Origin of the sequence: Microbacterium sp. CJ77 (assembly GCF_002911615.1) — a bacterium.
In the GTDB taxonomy this organism is placed as follows: domain Bacteria; phylum Actinomycetota; class Actinomycetes; order Actinomycetales; family Microbacteriaceae; genus Microbacterium.
In genome coordinates this window covers 158,243-178,221 of sequence record NZ_PQBR01000025.1, presented here as the reverse complement: position 1 = coordinate 178,221, position 19,979 = coordinate 158,243, and the positions used below count along the sequence as shown (strand labels likewise).

18 protein-coding genes are annotated in these 19,979 nt (G+C 69.1%); 4 read left to right on the top strand and 14 right to left on the bottom strand.

Annotation, left to right across the window (positions count from 1 at the left end; all coding sequences use genetic code 11):
• Nucleotides 1-78: 78 nt before the first annotated feature.
• Complete coding sequence (locus C2868_RS15605; RefSeq protein WP_100809823.1) at nucleotides 79-1,695, top strand: FAD-dependent oxidoreductase; 1,617 nt, start codon at nucleotides 79-81, stop codon at nucleotides 1,693-1,695.
• A gap of 9 nt (nucleotides 1,696-1,704) precedes the next feature.
• Here the strand turns inward: C2868_RS15605 and C2868_RS15600 are convergent, their stop codons facing one another.
• The 7 genes from C2868_RS15600 to C2868_RS15570 are packed head-to-tail and all read right to left on the bottom strand — an operon-like array spanning nucleotide 1,705 to nucleotide 10,184.
• A complete protein-coding gene (locus tag C2868_RS15600) occupies nucleotides 1,705-2,802 on the bottom strand; it encodes a Gfo/Idh/MocA family protein (protein WP_100809822.1) in 1,098 nt (365 codons plus the stop codon).
• Complete coding sequence (locus tag C2868_RS15595; protein ID WP_100809821.1) at nucleotides 2,775-3,482, bottom strand: ThuA domain-containing protein; 708 nt, start codon at nucleotides 3,480-3,482, stop codon at nucleotides 2,775-2,777. The genes C2868_RS15600 and C2868_RS15595 overlap by 28 nt, the downstream gene beginning before the upstream one ends.
• The gene (locus C2868_RS15590) at nucleotides 3,479-4,684 is read right to left on the bottom strand and encodes a Gfo/Idh/MocA family protein (RefSeq protein WP_100809820.1); all 1,206 of its coding nucleotides are present in this window, start codon (nucleotides 4,682-4,684) and stop codon (nucleotides 3,479-3,481) included. The genes C2868_RS15595 and C2868_RS15590 overlap by 4 nt, the downstream gene beginning before the upstream one ends.
• A complete protein-coding gene (locus C2868_RS15585) occupies nucleotides 4,681-6,999 on the bottom strand; it encodes a glycoside hydrolase family 3 N-terminal domain-containing protein (RefSeq protein WP_100809819.1) in 2,319 nt (772 codons plus the stop codon). The genes C2868_RS15590 and C2868_RS15585 overlap by 4 nt, the downstream gene beginning before the upstream one ends.
• Nucleotides 6,996-7,871 (bottom strand): carbohydrate ABC transporter permease, encoded by an 876-nt coding sequence (locus C2868_RS15580; protein WP_100809818.1) that lies wholly within the window; start codon nucleotides 7,869-7,871, stop codon nucleotides 6,996-6,998. The genes C2868_RS15585 and C2868_RS15580 overlap by 4 nt, the downstream gene beginning before the upstream one ends.
• Nucleotides 7,868-8,887, bottom strand: a complete 1,020-nt coding sequence (locus C2868_RS15575) for a carbohydrate ABC transporter permease (protein WP_100809817.1) — start codon at nucleotides 8,885-8,887, stop codon at nucleotides 7,868-7,870. The genes C2868_RS15580 and C2868_RS15575 overlap by 4 nt, the downstream gene beginning before the upstream one ends.
• Nucleotides 8,888-8,897: 10 nt before the next feature.
• Nucleotides 8,898-10,184 (bottom strand): ABC transporter substrate-binding protein, encoded by a 1,287-nt coding sequence (locus tag C2868_RS15570; RefSeq protein WP_100809816.1) that lies wholly within the window; start codon nucleotides 10,182-10,184, stop codon nucleotides 8,898-8,900.
• Between the two features lie 139 nt (nucleotides 10,185-10,323).
• Between C2868_RS15570 and C2868_RS15565 the strand changes: the two genes are divergently transcribed.
• On the top strand, nucleotides 10,324-11,328 hold the full coding sequence (locus C2868_RS15565) for a LacI family DNA-binding transcriptional regulator (protein WP_100810062.1): 1,005 nt from the start codon (nucleotides 10,324-10,326) through the stop codon (nucleotides 11,326-11,328).
• Between the two features lies 1 nt (nucleotide 11,329).
• Here C2868_RS15565 and C2868_RS15560 read toward each other — a convergent pair whose 3' ends face one another.
• The 5 genes from C2868_RS15560 to C2868_RS15540 form a co-directional block, all read right to left on the bottom strand.
• Nucleotides 11,330-12,580 (bottom strand): DUF6716 putative glycosyltransferase, encoded by a 1,251-nt coding sequence (locus C2868_RS15560; protein ID WP_100809815.1) that lies wholly within the window; start codon nucleotides 12,578-12,580, stop codon nucleotides 11,330-11,332.
• 10 nt (nucleotides 12,581-12,590) lie between these two features.
• The gene (locus tag C2868_RS15555; RefSeq protein WP_100809814.1) at nucleotides 12,591-13,463 is read right to left on the bottom strand and encodes an N-acetylneuraminate synthase family protein; all 873 of its coding nucleotides are present in this window, start codon (nucleotides 13,461-13,463) and stop codon (nucleotides 12,591-12,593) included.
• Nucleotides 13,460-14,659: an acylneuraminate cytidylyltransferase gene (locus tag C2868_RS15550; protein WP_100809813.1), complete on the bottom strand. Its 1,200-nt coding sequence runs from the start codon at nucleotides 14,657-14,659 to the stop codon at nucleotides 13,460-13,462. Before C2868_RS15550 ends, C2868_RS15555 begins: the two co-directional genes overlap by 4 nt.
• Entirely contained in the window at nucleotides 14,656-15,564 is a 909-nt protein-coding gene (locus C2868_RS15545) for a hypothetical protein (RefSeq protein WP_100809812.1), read from the bottom strand. Before C2868_RS15545 ends, C2868_RS15550 begins: the two co-directional genes overlap by 4 nt.
• Nucleotides 15,565-15,761: 197 nt before the next feature.
• Nucleotides 15,762-17,243, bottom strand: a complete 1,482-nt coding sequence (locus C2868_RS15540) for an SDR family oxidoreductase (protein WP_181003486.1) — start codon at nucleotides 17,241-17,243, stop codon at nucleotides 15,762-15,764.
• An 80-nt stretch (nucleotides 17,244-17,323) separates the two neighbouring features.
• On the opposite strand from C2868_RS15540, the gene C2868_RS15535 reads away from it, so the two are divergent.
• The gene (locus tag C2868_RS15535; protein WP_100809811.1) at nucleotides 17,324-17,728 is read left to right on the top strand and encodes an NUDIX domain-containing protein; all 405 of its coding nucleotides are present in this window, start codon (nucleotides 17,324-17,326) and stop codon (nucleotides 17,726-17,728) included.
• 80 nt (nucleotides 17,729-17,808) lie between these two features.
• On the top strand, nucleotides 17,809-17,955 hold the full coding sequence (locus tag C2868_RS17515; protein ID WP_157813860.1) for a hypothetical protein: 147 nt from the start codon (nucleotides 17,809-17,811) through the stop codon (nucleotides 17,953-17,955).
• A gap of 5 nt (nucleotides 17,956-17,960) precedes the next feature.
• On the opposite strand, the gene C2868_RS15530 is transcribed toward C2868_RS17515, so the two are convergent.
• Together C2868_RS15530 and C2868_RS15525 are read right to left on the bottom strand one after the other, a co-directional pair.
• Nucleotides 17,961-18,500, bottom strand: a complete 540-nt coding sequence (locus C2868_RS15530) for a YaeQ family protein (RefSeq protein ID WP_100809810.1) — start codon at nucleotides 18,498-18,500, stop codon at nucleotides 17,961-17,963.
• A gap of 11 nt (nucleotides 18,501-18,511) precedes the next feature.
• Complete coding sequence (locus C2868_RS15525) at nucleotides 18,512-19,936, bottom strand: MFS transporter (RefSeq protein ID WP_100809809.1); 1,425 nt, start codon at nucleotides 19,934-19,936, stop codon at nucleotides 18,512-18,514.
• Between the last annotated feature and the right edge of the window lie 43 nt (nucleotides 19,937-19,979).

The window sequence follows — 19,979 nt, the reverse complement described above, 5'->3', positions numbered from 1 at the left end:
TAAGAGAACGGATGAGTCCTCTGTTTTGGTCCCGCCAAGCTGGGAGCGAGCCGTGAGTTCCGTGATTAGCCTGTGGGCATGGGTACCGAACTCGAGATGCCGACCCTCACGACCGCGCAGTGGAAGCGGATGCTCACCTACGGTACGCCGCAGAAGACCGAGGTCGGCGACTACGTCTTCCGTTCGGGCGACGCGGAGTACGACCTGATCCTGGTGGACACCGGCGAGGTCGAGGTGGTGCGCGACGCACTCGGCTGGATGGAAGAGGTGGTCATCGCACCGATGGGGCCGCACAGCTTCGTCGGCGAGCTGGGACTGCTCAATGGACAGGGGGCGTTCCTCTCCGCACGCGTCACACGCGGGGGCACGGTGTATCGCGTGCCACGGTCAGCGCTGCGGCGCTTGATGGCGGAGGACGATGAACTGTGCGACATCGTTCTGCACGCGCTCTGGGCCCGACGCGAGCACCTGCGACGGGGGCCCGCTGCGCTCACCCTCAAGCTCGTCGGCGCGGGGTCGTCCCCCGAGCTCATGGCGCTCCGCCGTTTCGCGGAGCGCCTCGACCTGGTCTATTCGGCGTATGAGCTCACCCCCGAAGACCGCGAGCACTTCGCCCCCCACGAATTCGCCGCGGAGGATCTTCCGGTCGCCTTCATCCAGGGCGAGCCACTCGTGCGCGCCACACCCGGTCTCGTCGCGGACCGCCTCGGGCTGAGTTATCAGGCCGTGGCCGACACGGTCGTCGACCTGGTCGTGGTGGGTGCCGGACCGGCGGGGCTCGCCGCCGCCATCTACGGCGCGTCGGAGGGGTTGTCGACGGTGCTGCTCGATGCGGTCGCACCGGGAGGACAGGCCGCCACGACGTCGCGCATCGAGAACTTCCTCGGCTTTCCGTTCGGCGTGAGCGGCGAGGACCTGATCGGTCAAGCGTCCCTGCAGGCCCTGAAGTTCGGGGTGCGCGTGTATGCCCCGTGCGAGGCCGTCGCCCTGACACCCGTGGGCGACCTGCTCGACGTCACGCTGACGGATGGCCGGATCATCCGCACCCGCAGCGCGATCGTGACCTCGGGAGCCGCCTACCGCACGCTCCCGCTCGACCGGTGGTCGGACTTCGAGGGCGCGGGCATCTATTACGCGGCGACCCAGCTCGAGCTGCGGCAGGTGCTCGAATCCCCCGTCGTCGTGGTGGGCGGTGCGAACTCGGCCGGGCAGGCATCGTTGTATCTCGCGGCGAACGGATGCCCCGTGCGCCTGGTCGTCCGTGGCGACGATCTGGGGAAGCGGATGTCGTCCTATCTCGTCGATCGTCTGGTCGAGGACCCGCGGGTCGAGGTCCACACGGGCTCGCACGTCGTCGCCCTCGCGGGCGGGGAGGCGCTCGAGGGCGTGCGCATCGACAGCGTGGGCGACGTCAGCGCGCGCGGGCTCTTCTGCTTCATCGGCGCGGATCCCGCGACGTCGTGGCTCTCGTCGCTGGACCGGGACGACGACGGCTTTCTGCGGACGGGCGTCGACATCTCGGCGCTCGGACTGCAGTGGCGGCAGCTCGGTCGCGAGCCGCTCCCGTTCGAGACGTCCCTCCCCCGGGTCTTCGCCGCGGGTGATGTGCGGCGCGGTTCGATGAAGCGGGTCGCGGCGGCGGTCGGCGAAGGTTCGAGCGCCGTCGCATCCGTCCACCGGGCGCTCGCGGGCTGACCCGCGGCCTCAGGCCGACCGGCTCCATTCGTCGTACGAGGTCAGCGGCACGACCGAGGGGCGCTCGACGACCGTCTGCAGTGTCACGCGGGCCCCCGTGCGCGCGGAATCCAGCAGCGCGGTCATGATCTCGAGCACGTGCAGGGCCATCGCGCCGCTCGCGCGGCCGCCGCGCTCACCGTCGCGGAGGAAGTCGATGACCCCGATCCCCCGCCCGGCGCCCTCGTACCCCGCGCTCGGTTCGAGGAGTTGCCACGATTCCTCACCCGCGCCGCGCACGCGCACCTCGCCGTCGAACGTGTTCGGGTCGGGAGCCGTGAGGCTGCCGGTCTCACCGTGGATCTCGAGCGGGGCGGCGGTCGTGGCCACCGCGTCGAAGCTGAAGGCGACCGTGGACACCGCGCCACCGACGTGCTCGAGCACGCCCGTCACGTGGGTGTCGACCTCGACGGGGATGATCTCGCCCTCGCGCGGGCCCGATCCGATGCGGCGGGTGTCGCGCGTCCGCGAGGACGCTCCGCTCACGCGGGCGACGGGGCCGAGCAGGTGGACGAGAGAGGTCAGGTAGTAGGGGCCCATGTCCAGCAGCGGGCCCCCTCCCTCGCGGTAGTAGAAGTCGGGGTGCGGATGCCACGCCTCGTGTCCCGCAGAGACCCAGGTCGCCGTGGCCGCTGTGGGGCGGCCGATGCGGCCCGCATCGATCGCGGCACGCGCCGTTTGGATCCCGGTGCCGAGCACCGTGTCGGGAGCCGAGCCGACCCACGCCGACCCCGCGGCATCCATCATCCCGCCCGCCTCGGCGAGCGTCGCGGCGAGCGGCTTCTCTCCGTACACGTTCTTGCCGTGGGCGAGCGCGGCGAGCGCGACCTCGGCGTGCGCCGCGGGGATCGTCAGGTTGATGACCGTCTGCACCGCGGGATCGGCGACGAGCTCGTCCACGCTCAGCGCACGGCACCCGGGGATGTCGGCGGCGACGGCGGCGGCGCGTTCCGCGTCCAGGTCCGCCGTGGCGACGATGCGGATGCCGGGGAGACCCTGGAGTGTCGCGAGGTACTGCCGCGAGATGACACCGAGGCCGATTATGCCGATTCCGTGCGGCTGGCCCACAGCATGCCCCTCTCGACGATGGTTCGGACGTTCGGATCCCGCAGCACGTCCGGGCTGTGACCCGGCGTGGCCACGAACACGCGACCCGCTCCCCACAGCCGCGTCCACACGGCGGGCGAGGTGATCGGTCGGTGCCACGGGTGGTAGGGCTGCACGGGATGGGTCGTCGTGGCCAGCACGTCGTTCAGGTCGTCGTGCAGCACCCAGTACTGCTCGGTGCGCAGTTCGAAGTCGTCGAGGCCCGCCATGATCGCGTGCGATCGGCCGAGGCCGGTGAGGTCCACCGTGTAGGGCAGGAAGTTGTCGGTCTCATCCCCGGCGCACTGGTCGGGGTGCTTCGACGGGTGCGTCGCGAACTGCCCCCCGATCAGCTGCAGGTAGTCGGCGTCGTTGCGGTACGAGTCGGCGATACCGCCGTGCCAGCCCGCCAGTCCCGTGCCGCGCTCGACCGCCGCCCGAAGCCCCCGGGACGCCTCGCGCGAGATCTCGGACATCGTGACCGACTGCACGACGAGGTCGGTCGCGGCCATCTCCTCCTCGTCGGCGTACACCTCGTTCGACTCCTCGACGCGCACGTCGAACCCGCTCGCCTCGAGGAACGGCAGGAACAGCTCCGTCGCTTCGACGGGACTGTGCCCCTCCCACCCGCCGCGGACCACGAGGGCTTTGCGTGCGGTCATCGGGAGACTCCTTCTATCGGGGTGTAGACGCTCTGGCGCGCCGCGCTGCTCTCGACCGCCGCGAGCACCCTCTGCACACGGGCCGCGTCGGCGAACGTCGGGCTCGCCAGCTCTCGATGGGCGACGCCGTCACCCGCCACGGCTCGGACGAAGTCGACGACCTGGTGTGTGAACAGGTGCTCGTAACCGAGCCCGTGTCCGGGCGGCCACCACGCGCCGGCATACGGGTGCTCGGCCTCGTTCGCCTGGATGCGTCGGAAGCCCTGCTCACCCGCCGGGTCGGCCGCGTCGTAGAAGTCGAGCTCGTTCATCGACCGGAAGTCGAAGGCCACCGAGCCGCGGTCGCCGTTGATCTCGATCCGGTTCGAGTTGCGGTGCCCCGTGGCCATGCGTGTCGCCTCGAAGACCCCGAGCGCCCCGCCCGAGAAGGCCGCCGTGAAGGCCACGGCATCGTCGACGCTCACGTGCCGGCGCTCGGCGCCCTCGTGCGCGCGACCCCCGAGTCCCACCTGCTCACCGAGCACGGGTCGGGTCAGGGCGAACGTGCGGAGCGTCGCGGAAACGCCGTCGATCCGATCGCCCGTCAGCCACTGCGCGGTATCGATGCTGTGCGCGCCGATGTCGCCGAGGGTTCCCGAACCTGCCCGCTCCTTGTCGAGGCGCCAGGTGAAGGGCGCTTCGGCGTCGCTCAGCCAGTCCTGCAGGTACTGGGCACGGACGTGACGGATCTCTCCGAGTCGGCCGTCTTCGATCAGTCGCCGAGCGAGCGACAGGGCGGGCGTCCGGCGGTAGCTGAAGCCGCACATGCTCACGACGCCCTGCGTCGCCGCCCGGCCGGCGGCGGCCACCATTCGGTCGGCGTCGGCGACGTCGTTCGCGAGCGGCTTCTCGCACATCACGTGCTTGCCCGCCGCCAGAGCGGCCAGGGCGATCTCGGCGTGCGTGTCACCCGGCGTGCAGATGTCGACGACGTCGATGTCGGGGCGCCCGACGACGCTCCGCCAGTCCGTCGCGGTCTCGTCGAACCCCCACCGACCCGCGGCGGCCGCGGTTCGCTCGGCGTTCGTGCCCACCAGGACCGACAGCACGGGCGTGCCCGGCAGGTCGAAGAAGCGGTGCGCGGTACGCCACGCCTGGGCGTGCATCCGCCCCATGAATCCGGTACCGATGACGGCGACTCGCACGGGCTTGTCCATGCTCAGACGCGCGTGGCGTCGCCGGCCGAAACCGTATCGACACGGGCGATCAGCCGATCCTCTTTGACCACACGATGGTCAGGGCCGGAAACCTCCATGGACGTCTCGGTGTCCCGCTCCGCGCACGAGGGCCCTACCCAGATCTCGACCCGACCGGCCTCGACGATCCGGTGTCCGTCACGGCCCGTGAACGCCAGGCGCGAGGTCGGCACCGTGAAGGTGACGATCGCGGACTCGCCCGGCTCGAGCTCGACGCGCTGGAACGCGAGCAGCTGAGCCACGGGTCGGGTGACGCTCGCGTATAGATCGCGTGCGTACAGCTGCACGACATCCGTCCCCGCTCGAGAGCCCACGTTCGTGACCCGTACGCTCGTCGAGAACTCCCCGCCCGCGGGAACCTCGGCGGGGGCGGTCAGCGCCGAACGCTCGAACCGCGTGTACGTCAGTCCATGCCCGAACGGCAGGACGGGGGTGTTGTCTGCACTCGTGACGGGGTTGGGTCCGCCGAGCAGCGGATGCAGGTAGGAGTACGGCTGCGCCCCCGCGGAACGCGGCAGCGAAACGGGCAGGCGGCCGGAGGGCGAGACCCTCCCCGAGATCACGCCGGCGAGGGCGGACCCGCCTTCTTCGCCCGGGAAGAAGGCCTGGAGGACAGCGGCGGGCGCGTTCGCGCCCTCGACCGCCCATGCCAGCGCGTAGGGACGACCCGTGAGGAGCGTCAACACGACCGGGGTGCCCGTCGCGACGATCGCCTCGACCAGCTCCCGCTGGACGCCCGGAAGGTCGAGGGACTCGACGTCGTTGCCCTCGCCGACCGTGCCGCGCCCGAACAGGCCCGCACGGTCGCCGACGACGACGATCGCGACGTCCGCGCCCGATGCGGCCTCGACCGCAGCGGCGAATCCCGAGCGGTCGTCGCCCTCGACGTCGCAACCGCGGCTGTGGGTGATCGAGACATCCGGGAACTCGGCCCGGATGCGATCGAGCACGCTGGGGATCTCGAAGCCGAGCGCGACTCCGGGGTGGTGCGCGAGCACGTGGTTCGCGAACGAATAGCACCCCATGAGGGCTTCCGGCGAGTCCGCGTTCGGGCCGATGACCGCCACGCGCGACGCCGCCGTGCCGTCCGCCGAGCTCAGAGGCAGCGTGCCGTCGTTCGTGAGAAGCACGACGGATTCCTCGGCCAACCGCCGAGCCAGGGCCCGGTGACGCGGCGAATCGAGGTCGACGCTCGTGGGGGGTTCGTCGAACGTCTCGTCGAACAGTCCCAGCTCCTCCTTCTGCGCCAGCACGCGCAGCACCGCTCGATCGACGAGTGCCTCGTCCGTGAGTCCGGCCCGGATGCGTTCGGCGAGCGGCCCGAGGAATGCGTGCCCGGTGGGCAGTTCGACGTCGATGCCGGCGGCGAGGGCCTTCTCCGCCGCCTCACCGAGGTCCGCGGCGACCGCGTGCATCGTGTGCAGGAACGCCACCGAGAAGTAGTCCGACACCACGACGCCGTCGAAACCCCACTCGTCGCGGAGGATGCCGGTCAGGTAGTCGGGGACCCCGCCGACGGGAAGGCCGTCGATCTCGGCATAGGAGTTCATCACCGAGCGCACGCCGCCCTCGCGAACCGCCATCTCGAAGGGCGGCAGGAGCACATCGCGCACCTCGCGGGCTCCGGCGTGCACGGGTGCGTGGTTACGACCCGAACGCGAGGCCGAGTATCCCACGAAGTGCTTCAGCGTCGCGTGCACCCCGGCGGCCTGGAGTCCGCGCACATATGCCGTGCCGAGCATGCCCACGACGTAGGGGTCCTCGGCGATGCACTCGTCGGTGCGACCCCAGCGGGCGTCGCGGATCACGTCGAGCACGGGCGCCAGCCCCTGGTGGATGCCGAGCTCGCGCATCGAGGCCCCGATCGCCTGACCGACCTCCTCCACGAGCTCGGTGTCGAACGAGGCCCCCCACGCCAGCGGGGTCGGGTACGTCGCGGCCTTCCACGCTGCGAGCCCCGTCAGGCACTCCTCGTGCACGATCGCCGGAATACCGAGCCGCGTCTGCTCGCGCAGACGCCGCTGCTGCTCCCACAGCCATCCGGCACGCTCCACGGGGTCGACCGGGCGGGTGCCGTAGACGCGGGTGAGATGCCCGATGCCGTCCCCGATCGCCTGCTCGTACTGCGCCGCGACCGACATCTCGCCGGCCATCGGCGCGACCGCCTCGTCGCCCTTGTCGACCCAGAATCCGACCAGCTGCGCCAGCTTCTCCTCGAGCGTCATGCGCGCGAGAAGCTCCCGTACCCGGGTCGATGCCGCGGGCACATCAATCGTGCTCATCCCTTGACCGCTCCTGTCAGGCCGCCGACGATCCGGCGCTCGAAGATACTGAAGAACAGCAGGGCCGGCAGCATCGACAGCGCCGTGAACGCCATGACCTTCGCCGTGTCGACCGAGTACTGCGACGAGAAGCTCTGCACCCCGAGCGGGAGCGTGAACATCGCATCGTTGTTCAGGATGAACAGGGGCAGCAGATAGGCGTTCCAGGATCCGATGAAGGCCAGGATGCCGGTGGTGATGACACCCGGCATCGACAGCCGCACGACCATGCGCCAGAAGAAGCCGAGTCGGCTGCATCCGTCGATGAACGCGGCCTCCTGGATCTCGTCGGGGATCGCCCGCAGGAAAGGCACCAGGATGATGATCGTCACCGGCAGCGCGAAGGCGATCTGCGGCAGGATGATGCCGCCGAGCGAGTTCATCAGGCCGAGGCTCCTGACCATGATGTAGAGCGGCGTGATGGCCACCGTGAGGGGGAACATCAGCCCCGCGGCGAAGAGCGCGTACAGCACCCCGCGGCCCCGGAACGAGTACCGGGCCAGCACGTAGCTCGCCATCAGGCCCAGCGTCACGGCGCCGACACTCGTCGCGACCGCGACGATCGTGGAGTTGAGCACCTGCTGCCAGAACACCCCGCCCGTGAGGACGTCGAGGTAGTTGTTGACGTTCCACACGGAGGGGAACCCGGCCGGGTCCGTCGTGATCTCGGAGTTCGTGCGGAAGCCGCCGATGATGATGTAGATGACCGGCCCGAGCATGAGCGCGATCACGACGAGCGCGACGAACCACACGCCCGGGTTGCCCCGTGCGCGGTTGGCCGCTCCGCGGCTCCGGTCGGCTCGGCGGACGGTCGGTGCAAGCGTGGCCATCATCGCTTCCCCTCGGTGAGAGCGCCCGCCGTGTCACGGCGCAGCACGAATCGCTGATAGATGAGGGCGACGATGAGCGAGATCACGAACAGCACGACCGCCACGGCGTTTCCGTAGCCGAAGTTGCCGGCGTTGCGGCCCGTGGCCACCATGTAGGTCGCCATCGTCGAGGTGCCCGCGGTGGCGGCCACGTACTGCCCCCAGATGATGTAGACGAGGTCGAACAGCTGCAGAGCGCCGATGATCGACAGGAACGCCCAGATCCGAATGGTCGGAGCCAGCAGGGGCAGCGTGATGGAGCGCTGCATCTGCCAGAAGGATGCGCCATCGAGCGCGGCAGCCTCGTAGAGCTCCTCGGGGATGCCCTGCAGGCCCGCGAGGAACAGGATGACCGCGAACCCGATGTACTTCCAGGTGATGATCACCATCAGCGTCCAGATCGCGATGTCCGGGTTCGACAGCCAGTCCTGCTGGAGCGCGCCGAGCCCGAGCTTCTCCAGCATGCCGTTGACCGCACCATTGGTCTGGAGCATGAGGCTCCAGCCCGTGCCGACGACGACCTCGGCGATGACGTAGGGGACGAAGATCAGCACCCGGATGAGCGACTGTCCACGCATCCGCCGGTTCAGCAGGAGCGCCAGGAGGATGGCCACCGGTCCCTGAAGGATCAGGGAGAAGATGACGATGAAGCCGTTGTGGCCGAGCGCCTCGATGAAGGCGGGGTCGGTCAGGATGTTGACGTAGTTGCGAAGCCCGATGAAGTCCGTCGCCGGTCCGTAACCTCCCCAGCTGAAGAAGCCGTAGTAGGCGGCCATCAGGACGGGGAAGATGACGAAGGCCAGGAACACGATCATGGCCGGGCCGACGAGGATCAGGACCTCGAGTCGGCCCGCCCAGCCGAGTCCGCGTGAGCGGAGCCGGCGCGCCGGGGATGAGGACGGTGTGTTGCCGCCCCCATCCCCGTTCGCGAGATCCGCCGTCGTGGTCTCCACCTCGAGGATGTTCTCGCGATGCGGCATGGTCTGAGCCTTACGCCCGCGCAGCGGCGTCGTTGACGGCCTTGACGATGTCCTCGGGCGAACCGTTGCCCGCGAGCATGTCGACCACGGCGACGTTCAGCGCGTTACCCACGTTCTGGCCGTAGCTCGTGTCGAGCCACTGCGGTGCGAAGGGAGCTGCGTTGTACGCCTCGATGATCTGCTGCAGGTACGGTTCGGTCACGGCCTCCTGGGCGACGGTGTTGACCGGCGGCGCGTTGAACGCCTTGTAGTAGTTCGTCTGCACCTCCGCCGTGGCGAGGTAGTTCATGAAGTCGACGCACGCGTCCGGTGCATCGACCGAGCAGGAGTATCCGTCGACGCCACCCATGATGGCGGCGGGCTCACCGGCACCACCGGGAACCTCGGGGAACGGGAACCAGGCGAGGTCGGGAAGCGGCATCTCGTCGGGCGTCAGGCCCGCGATCACGCCGGGGTTCCAGGCGCCCATGAGCTCCATGCCCGCCTGGTGGTTGGCGATCAGACCGGCCGAGCTACCAGCGCCCTGCTGGGCGGAGGTGGTCAGGAAGCCGTCGTTGAACGGTTCGAGCGCGGCGAGTTCCTGCAGGTCCTCGCCCGCCTTGATCCAGCAGTCGTCGGTGAAGTCGAGGTCTGCGGCTGCCGTCTCGAGCGTTTCGGTGCTGCACTCGCGCAGCGCGAACCAGTAGTACCAGTGCGCGGCGGGCCAGGCATCCTTCGCACCGAGGGCGATGGGCGCGATGCCCGCGGCCTTGAGCTGCTCGATCGTGCCGTCGAACTCCTCGATCGTCGTGGGGTTCTCGGTGATGCCGGCCTCGTCGAAGAGGTCCTGGCTGTAGAACAGGCCACCGGGCAGAACCGCCACGGGGAGGGCGTAGATCTTGCCGTCGATGGTGCTGGCGTCGTAGGCGGTCTCGGGGATCTCGTCCGTCGCGGCGCCCGAGAGGCTTCCCGTCAGGTCCTTCAGCTGGCCGGCCTTCACCATCTCCGCCATCTTGCCGCCGCCACGCTGCAGGAAGATGTCGGGGGCGTCGCCGGAGTTGAGCGCCGTCTGGAGCTTGCCGTCGAGGTCTTCGTTCTGAACGGTCTGAACCTCGATCGTGACACCCGGATTGTCCGCCTCGAAGGCCGCGGCCGTCGTGTCCCAGAATTCCGATCCGGGGCCGGTCGTGCTGTTGTGCCACAGCGTCATGGTGACGTCGCCGTCGTCGCCTCCGGAACCGCCGCCGCTACAGCCGCTGAGTGCGAGGGCACCGATCGCGAGTGCTGCCGATCCCACGAGGATCTTGGAACGCTTCATGTGATTCACCTGTTTCTCTTCGTTGAGAGGCATCGACCACGCTGCGCGATGCCTGGAGTACGGTGCCTCAGTGTCGCAAGGCGAAATGTCGTCGTCAAACGTTTTCGAAAACAGTTTCCAGGTGCGCTACGGTGGCCCGGTGAGCAAGCGAACGACGATCCACGACGTCGCGAAGGCGGCGGGTGTCTCGGTCGCGACCGTGTCGAAGGCGGTAAACGGCCGATACGGCGTCGCGAGCGCCACGGTCGAGCGCGTCAACGAGGTCGTGCGCGACCTCGGCTACGAATCGAGCCTCGTCGCGAGCAGCATGCGGGCTCGCGCGACCGGTGTCGTGGGCGTGCTCGTTGCCGACTTCGAGCCCTTCAGCGCCGAGATCCTGAAGGGTGTGGGGCTCGCGCTCCGCGACTCCCGGTTCGACCTGCTCGCGTACAGCGGCTCCAAGCATGGGAAAAGCGAAGGCTGGGAACGTCGCTCGCTCTCGCGACTGAGCGGCACCCTCATCGACGCCGCGATCATCGTCACGCCGACCGTCGTCGGGGCGTCCTCCGAGATCCCGATCGTGGCGATCGACCCGCACACCGGGCGCGCCGACCTGCCTACCGTCGAATCAGACAGTCTGGAGGGTGCGCGGATGGCGACGCGCTATCTCATCGAACTCGGGCACACCCGTATCGGCTTCCTCGCCGGGCGTCCCGACCTGCGCTCCGCCGTCCTGCGCGAGTCGGGCTACCGTCTCGCGCTGAACGAGGCGGGTATCGCCCATGACCCCGATCTGACCCGTGTCGGAATGTACCACCCGCGCACCGCGCGAGACGCGGCCATGTCGCTGCTGAAGGTCCCCCGCCCGCCGACCGCGATCTTCGCCGCCAACGACCTCTCCGCCATCGCGATCCTCGAGGTGGCACGCCGGATCGGGATGGAGGTGCCGCGCGACCTGTCGGTGGTCGGCTTCGACGACATTCCCGAGGCATCCCAATTCTCGACACCGCTGAGCACCGTGCGCCAGCCGATGCGGCGGCTCGGTGCCGAGGCCGCCAATATGCTCGTGCTGCTGCTGAACGGCGACCCGTTACCCGCCACGCATCTCGTGCTGCCGACCCGACTGGTGCCGCGCGCCACGACGGCGCCGCCGCGCAGGGCGTGATTCAGACGGACTCGAGGCGACGCCGGTAGTACGGACGCAGAACGGGTCGCAGGATCATCCGCGCCGGTACGCCGACGGCCCAGACGATCGCGCCCGCGACCGACCGATCCCTCCGCCCCAGTGCCAGCCGCCGCTCCCACACGTCGCGCACCCGCCCACCGCGACGCGTCCGACCGGGCTTCGGGGGCAGCTCGCCCGCGCGGCGCAGCTCGACCAGCTGAGCCATCTCGGCTATCCAGTCCTCTTCCGCCGGATCGTGGAAGTAGTTGCGCGCGAGCCACGCGGTCGGGGGCAGACGGAAGTCCCTCTGGACGACATCACCCTCGGACCCGAGCAGACCACTCCCGACGAAGACGGTGTTGATCAGACCGTCTTCGACGCCGAACGTGTCGAGCGCGATCACCGGGATGCCGCGGGCGATGGCCTCGACAGCAGCCGTGGAACTGATCGTCACGAGCCCCTCGGCCGTGTCGAGGGCGTGCGCCATCGAATCCGTCGAGACGACGAGGTTCGCGGGCAACGGCCCCATCCGCCGGAGCAGATCGGGGTAGCCGTGCTGCTGCGCGTGCGTCTGATGCTCACCGGCCGTGGCCCGCTCCTTCACGACTACGCGCTTGTCGGGGTTCTCGCGTGCCGTCTCGATCAGCAGTCGCGCAACGCGCAGCCGGTCGACGCGCTCGCGAGGAACGATCGCTTGCGACGCGAACACCAGGTCCGTGCGCTCGGCGCTCGGTCGTTCGTCGGCGGCGGCGCGCGCGAACGGCAGCCCCGCGAGCGCGAATCTCTGCGTGAGACCCCGCTGACGCGCGAGCGCCGCGAACGCGGCGATCTCGCGCGTGGAGTGCAACACGAAAAGGTCGCACTGCGTGCGGTGCACCATCGCCGCCGTCGTGGCGGGAATCGAGATCCCGGGCAGGCCCGACACGATGACGGGGCGTGGATCGATCGTGGCGACGAGCGCCGTCAGGACACGGACGACGGGCCCCCGCGCCGCGACCAGCACCGCGTCCGGCGCGAGGTCACCCAGGACGCGCGCGAGGTCCTCGTAACCGATGCGACGGACCCGCGACGGGTCCAGTCCGCTCCGAGCCAGCGCGGTCGTCTGCTGCGCGGGGCTGACGACCAGGGCGGTCTCGACGATCAGCAGTTCGGCATCCGTGCCCGCGGGCAGTGATCCGAGCATCGCCGCGGCCCATTTCACATACGAGTCGGTGTCGGCCAGCGCGACGACGCGCAGTGCGGCGCCCGTCATAGGGCGTCCGTCATGTCAGGACACGTCGCAGCTTCGCCATCGGCGCCTGCTCGCCCGGGAACACACGCTTCACTCCGTCGCCGAGCGCCTGCTCGATGATCCGGATGTCGCGAATGAGGTGCTGCAACCCCGCGGGCTCGAGCGACGCCGCATGGTCGGATCCCCACATGGTGCGGTCGAGGGTGATGTGGCGTTCGACCGCGACCGCGCCGAGCGCGACGGCCGCGACCGAGATCTGCAGGCCCCGCTCGTGACCCGAGTAGCCGACCGGGACCCCGGGGTACCGGTCACGGAGCGTCGGGATGACGCGCAGGTTGGCCTCTTCGGGCTCCATCGGGTAGGTCGACGTGGCGTGCATCAGGAGGAGCCGGTCGGTGCCGAGCACCTCGAGCGCCGCGTCGATCTGGGCGATCGTCGACATCCCGGTGGAGAGGATGATCGGCTTGCCGGTGTCGCGGAGAGCCTGCAGGAGCGGGATGTCCGTGAGGCACGCAGAGGCGACCTTGTGCGCCACGACGTTCAGGTCCTCGAGAAAGCCGACGCTCGGGACGTCCCACGGCGAGGCGAACCAGTCGAGACCCCGCAGCAACGCGTGATCCGACACCTCGACGTACTGCTCGCGCGTGAACTCCACGCGATAGCGGTAGTCGAGGTACGTCATCGTGCCCCACGGCGTCTCGCGCAGCGTGTCGCGCATGTGCACGGGGGTCGAGATCTCGGGTGTGCGCTTCTGGAACTTCACGGCGTCCGCGCCGGCATCGGCCGCCACGTCGATCAGCTGCTTGGCGATGTCGACGTCACCGTTGTGATTCAGGCCGATCTCGGCGATGACATAGGCGGGTCGTCCCCCACCGATCACACGAGATCCGATGCTTACCGTCATGGGATGGGCCTTTCGATGGGGGTGAGTGAGCGAAGCACGCCGTCGGCGACTTCGCGGACGGCGCCGCGGCCGCCCGTCCGCGAGAGCACGACACGTGCGGCAGCGAGTACGAGGGGGTGCGCGTCGGGCACGGCGACGGGCCAGCCGACCAGGTTCAGGCAGGCGAGGTCGTTGATGTCGTTCCCGACATACACGATGTTGGCGAGCGGCAGACCGTTCTGCGTCGCCCATTCGGTCAGCGCCGCGGCCTTGTCGTCGACGCCCTGGCGCACCTCCACCCGCAGCTTGCGGGCTCGCGCCGAAACGACCGGGTTCGTCTCGGTCGACAGGATCAGCACCGGGATGCCGGCGCGCCGCAACTCGGCGACGCCCATCCCGTCCGAGCGGCTCACACGTACGGTTTCGCCTCCGTCGGCGTGGACCGTGGCGGTGTCGTCGGTGTGCACGCCGTCGAAATCCGTGACGACGGCCTCGATATTCGTGAACCCGCCGCGGCCGCCGCGCTGCTCGATGAGGGGAGCGATCGCGCTCGCGAGCGCCAGCTGCTCTTCCGTGTCGATCTCGATCGACGAGCGTTCGGCGACCTCGACGACACCGACCCGCCCGAAGAACCGGTGACGAGCTCCGCGGAAGCCGAGCGAACGCATGACGTAGAACGCGCCCGTTTCGAGGTAGTGCGCCTCGCGGTCCTGGCGCCTGGGTCGCATGCCCGGGTCGTGGTTGATTCCTCGCGCCGTGCCCGACGCATCCGCCGACCACAGGAATCCGTAGGTCTCGATCGCCGAGAACACGGAATCGAAGGAATCCCCACGCACGAGCCCGATTGCGCTCTCGAGGTCGCGGGGATCGATGAACGGCGATGTCGCTTGCAGGAAGACGAGAACATCGACGTCGACCCGGTCCGCCGCCAGCATGTCCAGCACGTGCAGCAGGGCGCTCTCGCTGGATGCCGTATCGCCGGCGATGTCGGCCGGGCGCGCGATCACCTGTGCGCCCCACTCCTCGGCTACCGCGGCGATCTCGGCATCATCGGTGGAGACGATCACGCGGTCGATCGATGCCGTCGCTCGCGCCGCGGCGATCGCTCGGGCGACGAGCGGCACTCCCCCGACGCGACGGACGTTCTTGCGCGGAACGCCCTTCGAACCGCCGCGTGCGGGGATGACGGCGACGACCTCGCTTCTGCCGCCGCTCATGCGTCCACGCTGCGCGGGGCCACGCTTCGAAGGGCAGAGTCAGGGCGCAGGACGAGGGGCAGAGTCGTGGTCGTCGAGGATGGCAGCGTCACGATCTCGAGTCGCTCGATCGCCCCCGCGAGCACCATCTCGACGGGCAACGATTGCCGATCCACGCAGACGCCCGGGATGGCGGCGACGGCGGCGAGCTGGCTCTCCGGCTCGCGCCGGTGGGGCAGGTACGTGACGGATGCTCGGGATGCTTCGAGCCGGATCCAGTCGAGATATTCCGCGAGCGGCATTCTCCCGTCCACGGGACGAGCGCTTCCGAGAAGGATGCGCCCCGCGGAGGTGGTCACATACGCCCGAGCGGTCCGGCGAGTCCACTCGAAGGCGTGGCGAGAAACGGCGTAACCGCGATCGTCGAGCTCGCACAACCGGGATTCGCCGAACTCGAAGGCGGTGAAGAAGTCGACGTGACCCACCCGACCGCGGCCCGCGATCTGGTCGAGCGCGAAAGGGGCGATGTGGGTGGTCAGGCCGCGCTCGGTGATCCCGGGGCGGGTGAAGGGTCGACGGCCGATCAGAGTGTCGGCGAAGGCGAGCGCATTGGCCCCGTCGTCGAGGAACGTGATGCGCTGGGGCCGCAGGATGCTCGCCGCGAGGCGGAACTGTCCGGAGAAGCCGTCTCCGACGAGCCAGTGCTTGTGGCGCGAAAGCAACTTCCAGGGAATGCCGAGATACGGCTCGCACCGACCGAAAGGTGCGCCACGCGCGATGAGTTCATCGGCCGTCTCCGGCATCTGCGCCGTGAGGCGTCCCGCGATCGGCACGCGACGGCGATGCGCCGCCGCCCACTCCGCGGCGCCCACGAGTTGCAGCGGTGATTCGACCCAGGCCACGACCGGCATCGGTTCCGGACTCATTCCCGCCTCCACTCCGTTGCGCGTTCGGACGGAGATTCCACGTTGCACGACCAGCGTGAACGCTTGTGACCAGACGCGTGAAGCGGCCGGATCGAAAGCGTGAACGATCGGAGCGGAAAGCGTGAACTCTCGGGATCGAAGGCGAGCTCGGTGGGACCGACGCTAAAGGCCGCGTTCGACGCCGCGGAGGGCCCGGACTACCAGGCGCCGGGCGCGTAGTCCTTCAGGAAGACGCCGAACAACTCCTCGCCCGCTTCGCCGCGCACGATCGGGTCGTACACGCGGGCGGCGCCGTCGACCAGATCGAGCGGCGCATGGAACCCCTCCTCGGCGAGACGCACCTTGGTGGGGTGCGGGCGCTCGTCGGTGATCCACCCGGTGTCGACGCTCGTCATCAGGATGCCGTCGGTCTCGAACATCTCGCGCGCACTCGTTCGTGTCAGCATGTTCACGGCGGCCTTGGCCATGTTGGTGTGCGGGTGCCCCGGGCCCTTGTACCCGCGACCGAAGACTCCTTCCATCGCGCTGACGTTCACGATGTACGTCCGCGGCGCCGGGCTGGCGGCGAGCGCGGGACGCAGCCTCGAGACGAGCAGGAACGGTGCGGTGGTGTTCGCCAGCTGAACCTCGAGCATCTCGAGCGGATCGACCTGGTCGACGCGCTGCGTCCACGAATTGATGTGATCGAGGTCGGGAAGGAGCCCGCCCGCGTCGATCGCCGTACCTGCGGCGAGACGTTCGAGCGAACTCGATCCCGCCGCCATCGCCTGTTCGGTGAGTTCCTCCGCCCGCGAGGCCGCCGCGGCGAGGATCGGATGCGCGGTCACCGAACGCTCGAGCGCCTGCGGATGCGGGTCGTTCGTGTGCCCGAAGGTGATCAGCTCGGGCAGCGGACCATCCGGGAGCGGGGCGAGTTCGGCATCGACCAGCGGTTGGTATGCACCCGGCGATCGGCGCACCGTCTGGGTGGCGTTGTTGATCAGGATGTCGAGGGTCCCGGTGGCGGCGACGTCGTCGGCGAGGCCGATCACCTGGGCGGGGTCGCGCAGGTCGATGCCGACGATCTTGAGCCGGTGGATCCAGTCGGCCGAGTCGGGCAGGCTGCTGAAGCGCCGCACGGCGTCGCGCGGGAAGCGCGTGGTGATGGTCGTGTGTGCGCCGTCGCGGAGGAGCCGCAGCGCGATGTACATGCCGATCTTCGCCCGCCCGCCGGTCAGCAGCGCGCGCCGACCGGTCAGGTCGGTGCGGGCGGTGCGCTTCTCGTGGCTCATGGCGGCGCACTCCGGGCACAGCTGGTGGTAGAAGGCGTCCACGAGCGTGTACGGCTTCTTGCAGATGTAGCAGCCGCGCGCCTTGATCAGGGTGCCCGCGGTCGGCGCGGTCGTGGCGGTGCTGATCGGGATGCCACGGGTCTCGTCGTCGATCCGATCGGGCGCACCCGTCGCGGTCGCGGCGACGACTTCCCGGTCGGCCTGCGCGATGGCATCGCGGATCTGGCGGCGACGGACCTTCTTCACGGCCTTGAACATCGCGGCCGTCGCCTGGCGAACAGCCACGTAGTCGGGATGTGTCTGATCGACGTCCGACATGCCGGCGAGGACCTTGAGCGCGATGGCCAGCTCCGCGGGGTCGATGCCGCTCGGAGGCAGATCGGGCAGGGCGGAGGTCTCGTCGGGCACACGCGATTCTACGTCGGTCTGCGCGGGCGGTACGTGCCGCACCTCGACGGCGAACGGTCGCGACCTGTTAGCGTGCGAACGTGCACGCCGACTCCACGAACCGCAGCATCCGCGTCTCGGCCGCCGTCATCATCGACGACGAGGGCCGCTTGCTCGTGGTTCGCAAAGCGGGCACGACCGCGTTCATGCAGCCCGGCGGCAAGCCCGAGCCGGGAGAGACAGCGGCCGAGACGCTCAGCCGAGAGCTCGCAGAGGAAGTCGGGATCAACATCGAGCCCGATCGCCTGCGTCCGCTCGGCGAGTTCACCGCCGCCGCCGCGAACGAGCCGGGGTTCGAGGTGGTGGCGGATGTGTTCTCCGCCGACATCGGTGCCCAGAACCCCGTCGTCGCGGCCGAGATCGCCGAGCTGCGCTGGATAACCCGCGCGGACGCGGACGGGCTCGAGGTCGCGCCACTCGCCCGCGAGTATTTTCTGCCCGCCTGATTCCGTCCCGGCTCGATTCACACCCCCGACGTGTAACGTCAGCCCCACAGGGTCACCGCGGCTCTCGAAGGAGCACGTCCATGGGTGACAAGTCCGCGCGCAAGGAAAGTGGCAAGACCGCAGCCTCCAAGACCCTCAAGGAGAAGCGCACCGCCAAGGCCGACAAGAGGGCGGCGAGCTCACGCGTCGAGAACACCGACGCGGTGACGCGGGTGAAGAACCGCTAGCGCCCTCACACCAGCGGGTGGTCGTGGACCGCCGACGTCATGGTGGCGCCGTTGAGTTCGAGGTAGAGCTGGCGCTCGGTGACCGACAGCGTCATCGCGTTCCGGCGCGCGACCACGGCCACTGCTGCGTCGATGAAGCCGGGGTCGAAGCTGTGCAGCGCGATCGTGTCTGCGCGGTGAATCGGCTTCCCCGACAGTGCGGAGAGCACCTTCGCGGGATCGCGGTGCGTGTACACGGTCGTGCGTTCCGCGAGCTTGCTGCCGTAGTGCAGGCGCGCTGCGTCCGGCGCACCGATCTCGATCCACGCCGTGATGCGACCGGTCATGTCTCGGACCAACACGGCGGGCTCGTCCGTCGACGAGATCCCCTCGCTGAAGGCGATACCCTCTTCGAACTCGAGGAGGTACGCCAGCACGCGCGTCATCATGTACGCGTCGGTTTCGGACGGATGCCTCGCCACGCGCAGCGTCACCTCGTCGTAGACACCGCGGTCGACATCGGCCAGTTGCACCGCGAAGGTGTGGATTACTGCGCCCGCGGCCATAGGGCCCGAGTCTACGGCGCGGGCAGGTGCGTGACGTGCATATCGGGCATGGTGCCCGGTGCAGCGTCATCCTGTGTCGTGATCGAGGGCGGCGCATCCGCGTATGCCGCCGTCAGGCGACGGTAGGGCTTCGAGACGAATGCGAGCAGCACGACGACCAGCAGTACCGCGCTCGCGGCGACGAACGCCAGCGCGATGCCGCGAGCTTGACCCGGGCCCAGCAGCCAGCCGAGGGAGTCCTGCCCGGCTTGAGTGTTCATGAACGGGATGAGCCAGAACTGCGCGAGCGGCCCGATCAGGAACGATGACAGCGGCGCCGCGGCGGACTCGAGGCTCGCGGCGAAGCCGAACACCCTCCCCTGCTTTTCGAAGGGCACGACCCGCTGGATGATCGTCTGCTCGGCGGCCTCGGCGATGGGCATCAGGCACATGAAGACGAGGATTCCGATGGCATACAGCCACCACCACTCGCGGATGGCGAAGGTCATGCCGAGCAGGGCGATACCGACGTTCACGAGCAACATCGTGCGCACGGGGTTCTTGCCGAGGCCGAACTTCGCGACGAGCGCGCCACCCAGGATGAAGCCGATGCTCGTGATCCCGAGGACGACGCCCCACACCTCGACCGAGAACAGCGTCAGGCCGTAGGGGTCCATCAGGGCCATGAACACTCCGCCGACGAGATTGTTGAACGTCGAGAAGAGGATCAAAGCGAGCAGGCCCGGCACGACCACGATCGCCGGGATGACCCCGCGGAAGCCGAAGCCCTTCGGCGCCCCCTCGACGTGGGCGATGCCGCGCTCGGGGATCGGCACGAAGAAGAGGTGGCAGAGCGCGATCGCCGTTGCGACGATCGCGATCACGACGGTCCAGCCCATGCCGAGCAGCCCGACGGACAGGCCCGAGAACACGCTCGTGACCATGAAGGCGATGCCCTGCACGGCACCGACGAGCCCGTTCGCCCGGTCCCGGCGATCGGCGGGAACGAGCAAGGTCACGGTGGTCGAGAGGGCGATGTTGCGCAGGTTCTCGACCACTCCGCCGACGAGGATCACGCCCGCGAAGACCCAGAACCAGGGTCCGCCCCAGTTGACCAGCACACTCTCGGGGAACGACAGGTAGAGGGCACCGGCGAGCAGGTACGTGACGAGCGTGATCGTGCTCGACAGCACCATCACGGCCTTCTTCTTGGTGCGGTCGACGATGACCCCGAACACGACGCCGAACACGGCGACCAACAGCATGTACGACCCGCCGATGATCGCGGTCGCGAGCACCGACCGCGTCTCGAGGTAGGCCCAGAAGGTCAGCGCCCACCACAGGTAGCTCGAGGTGACGTTCGCGATCGCGGTGTTCGCGAGCACCTGATAGAACGCCCGCACGGTCCGCTGACTCGGCACGGTGCGCTGGCTCGGAGGGGCGACGGGCACGGTCATGCGGTTTCCTTCGTCAGATTTCGGCGGATCCGCCGAGGAGGAC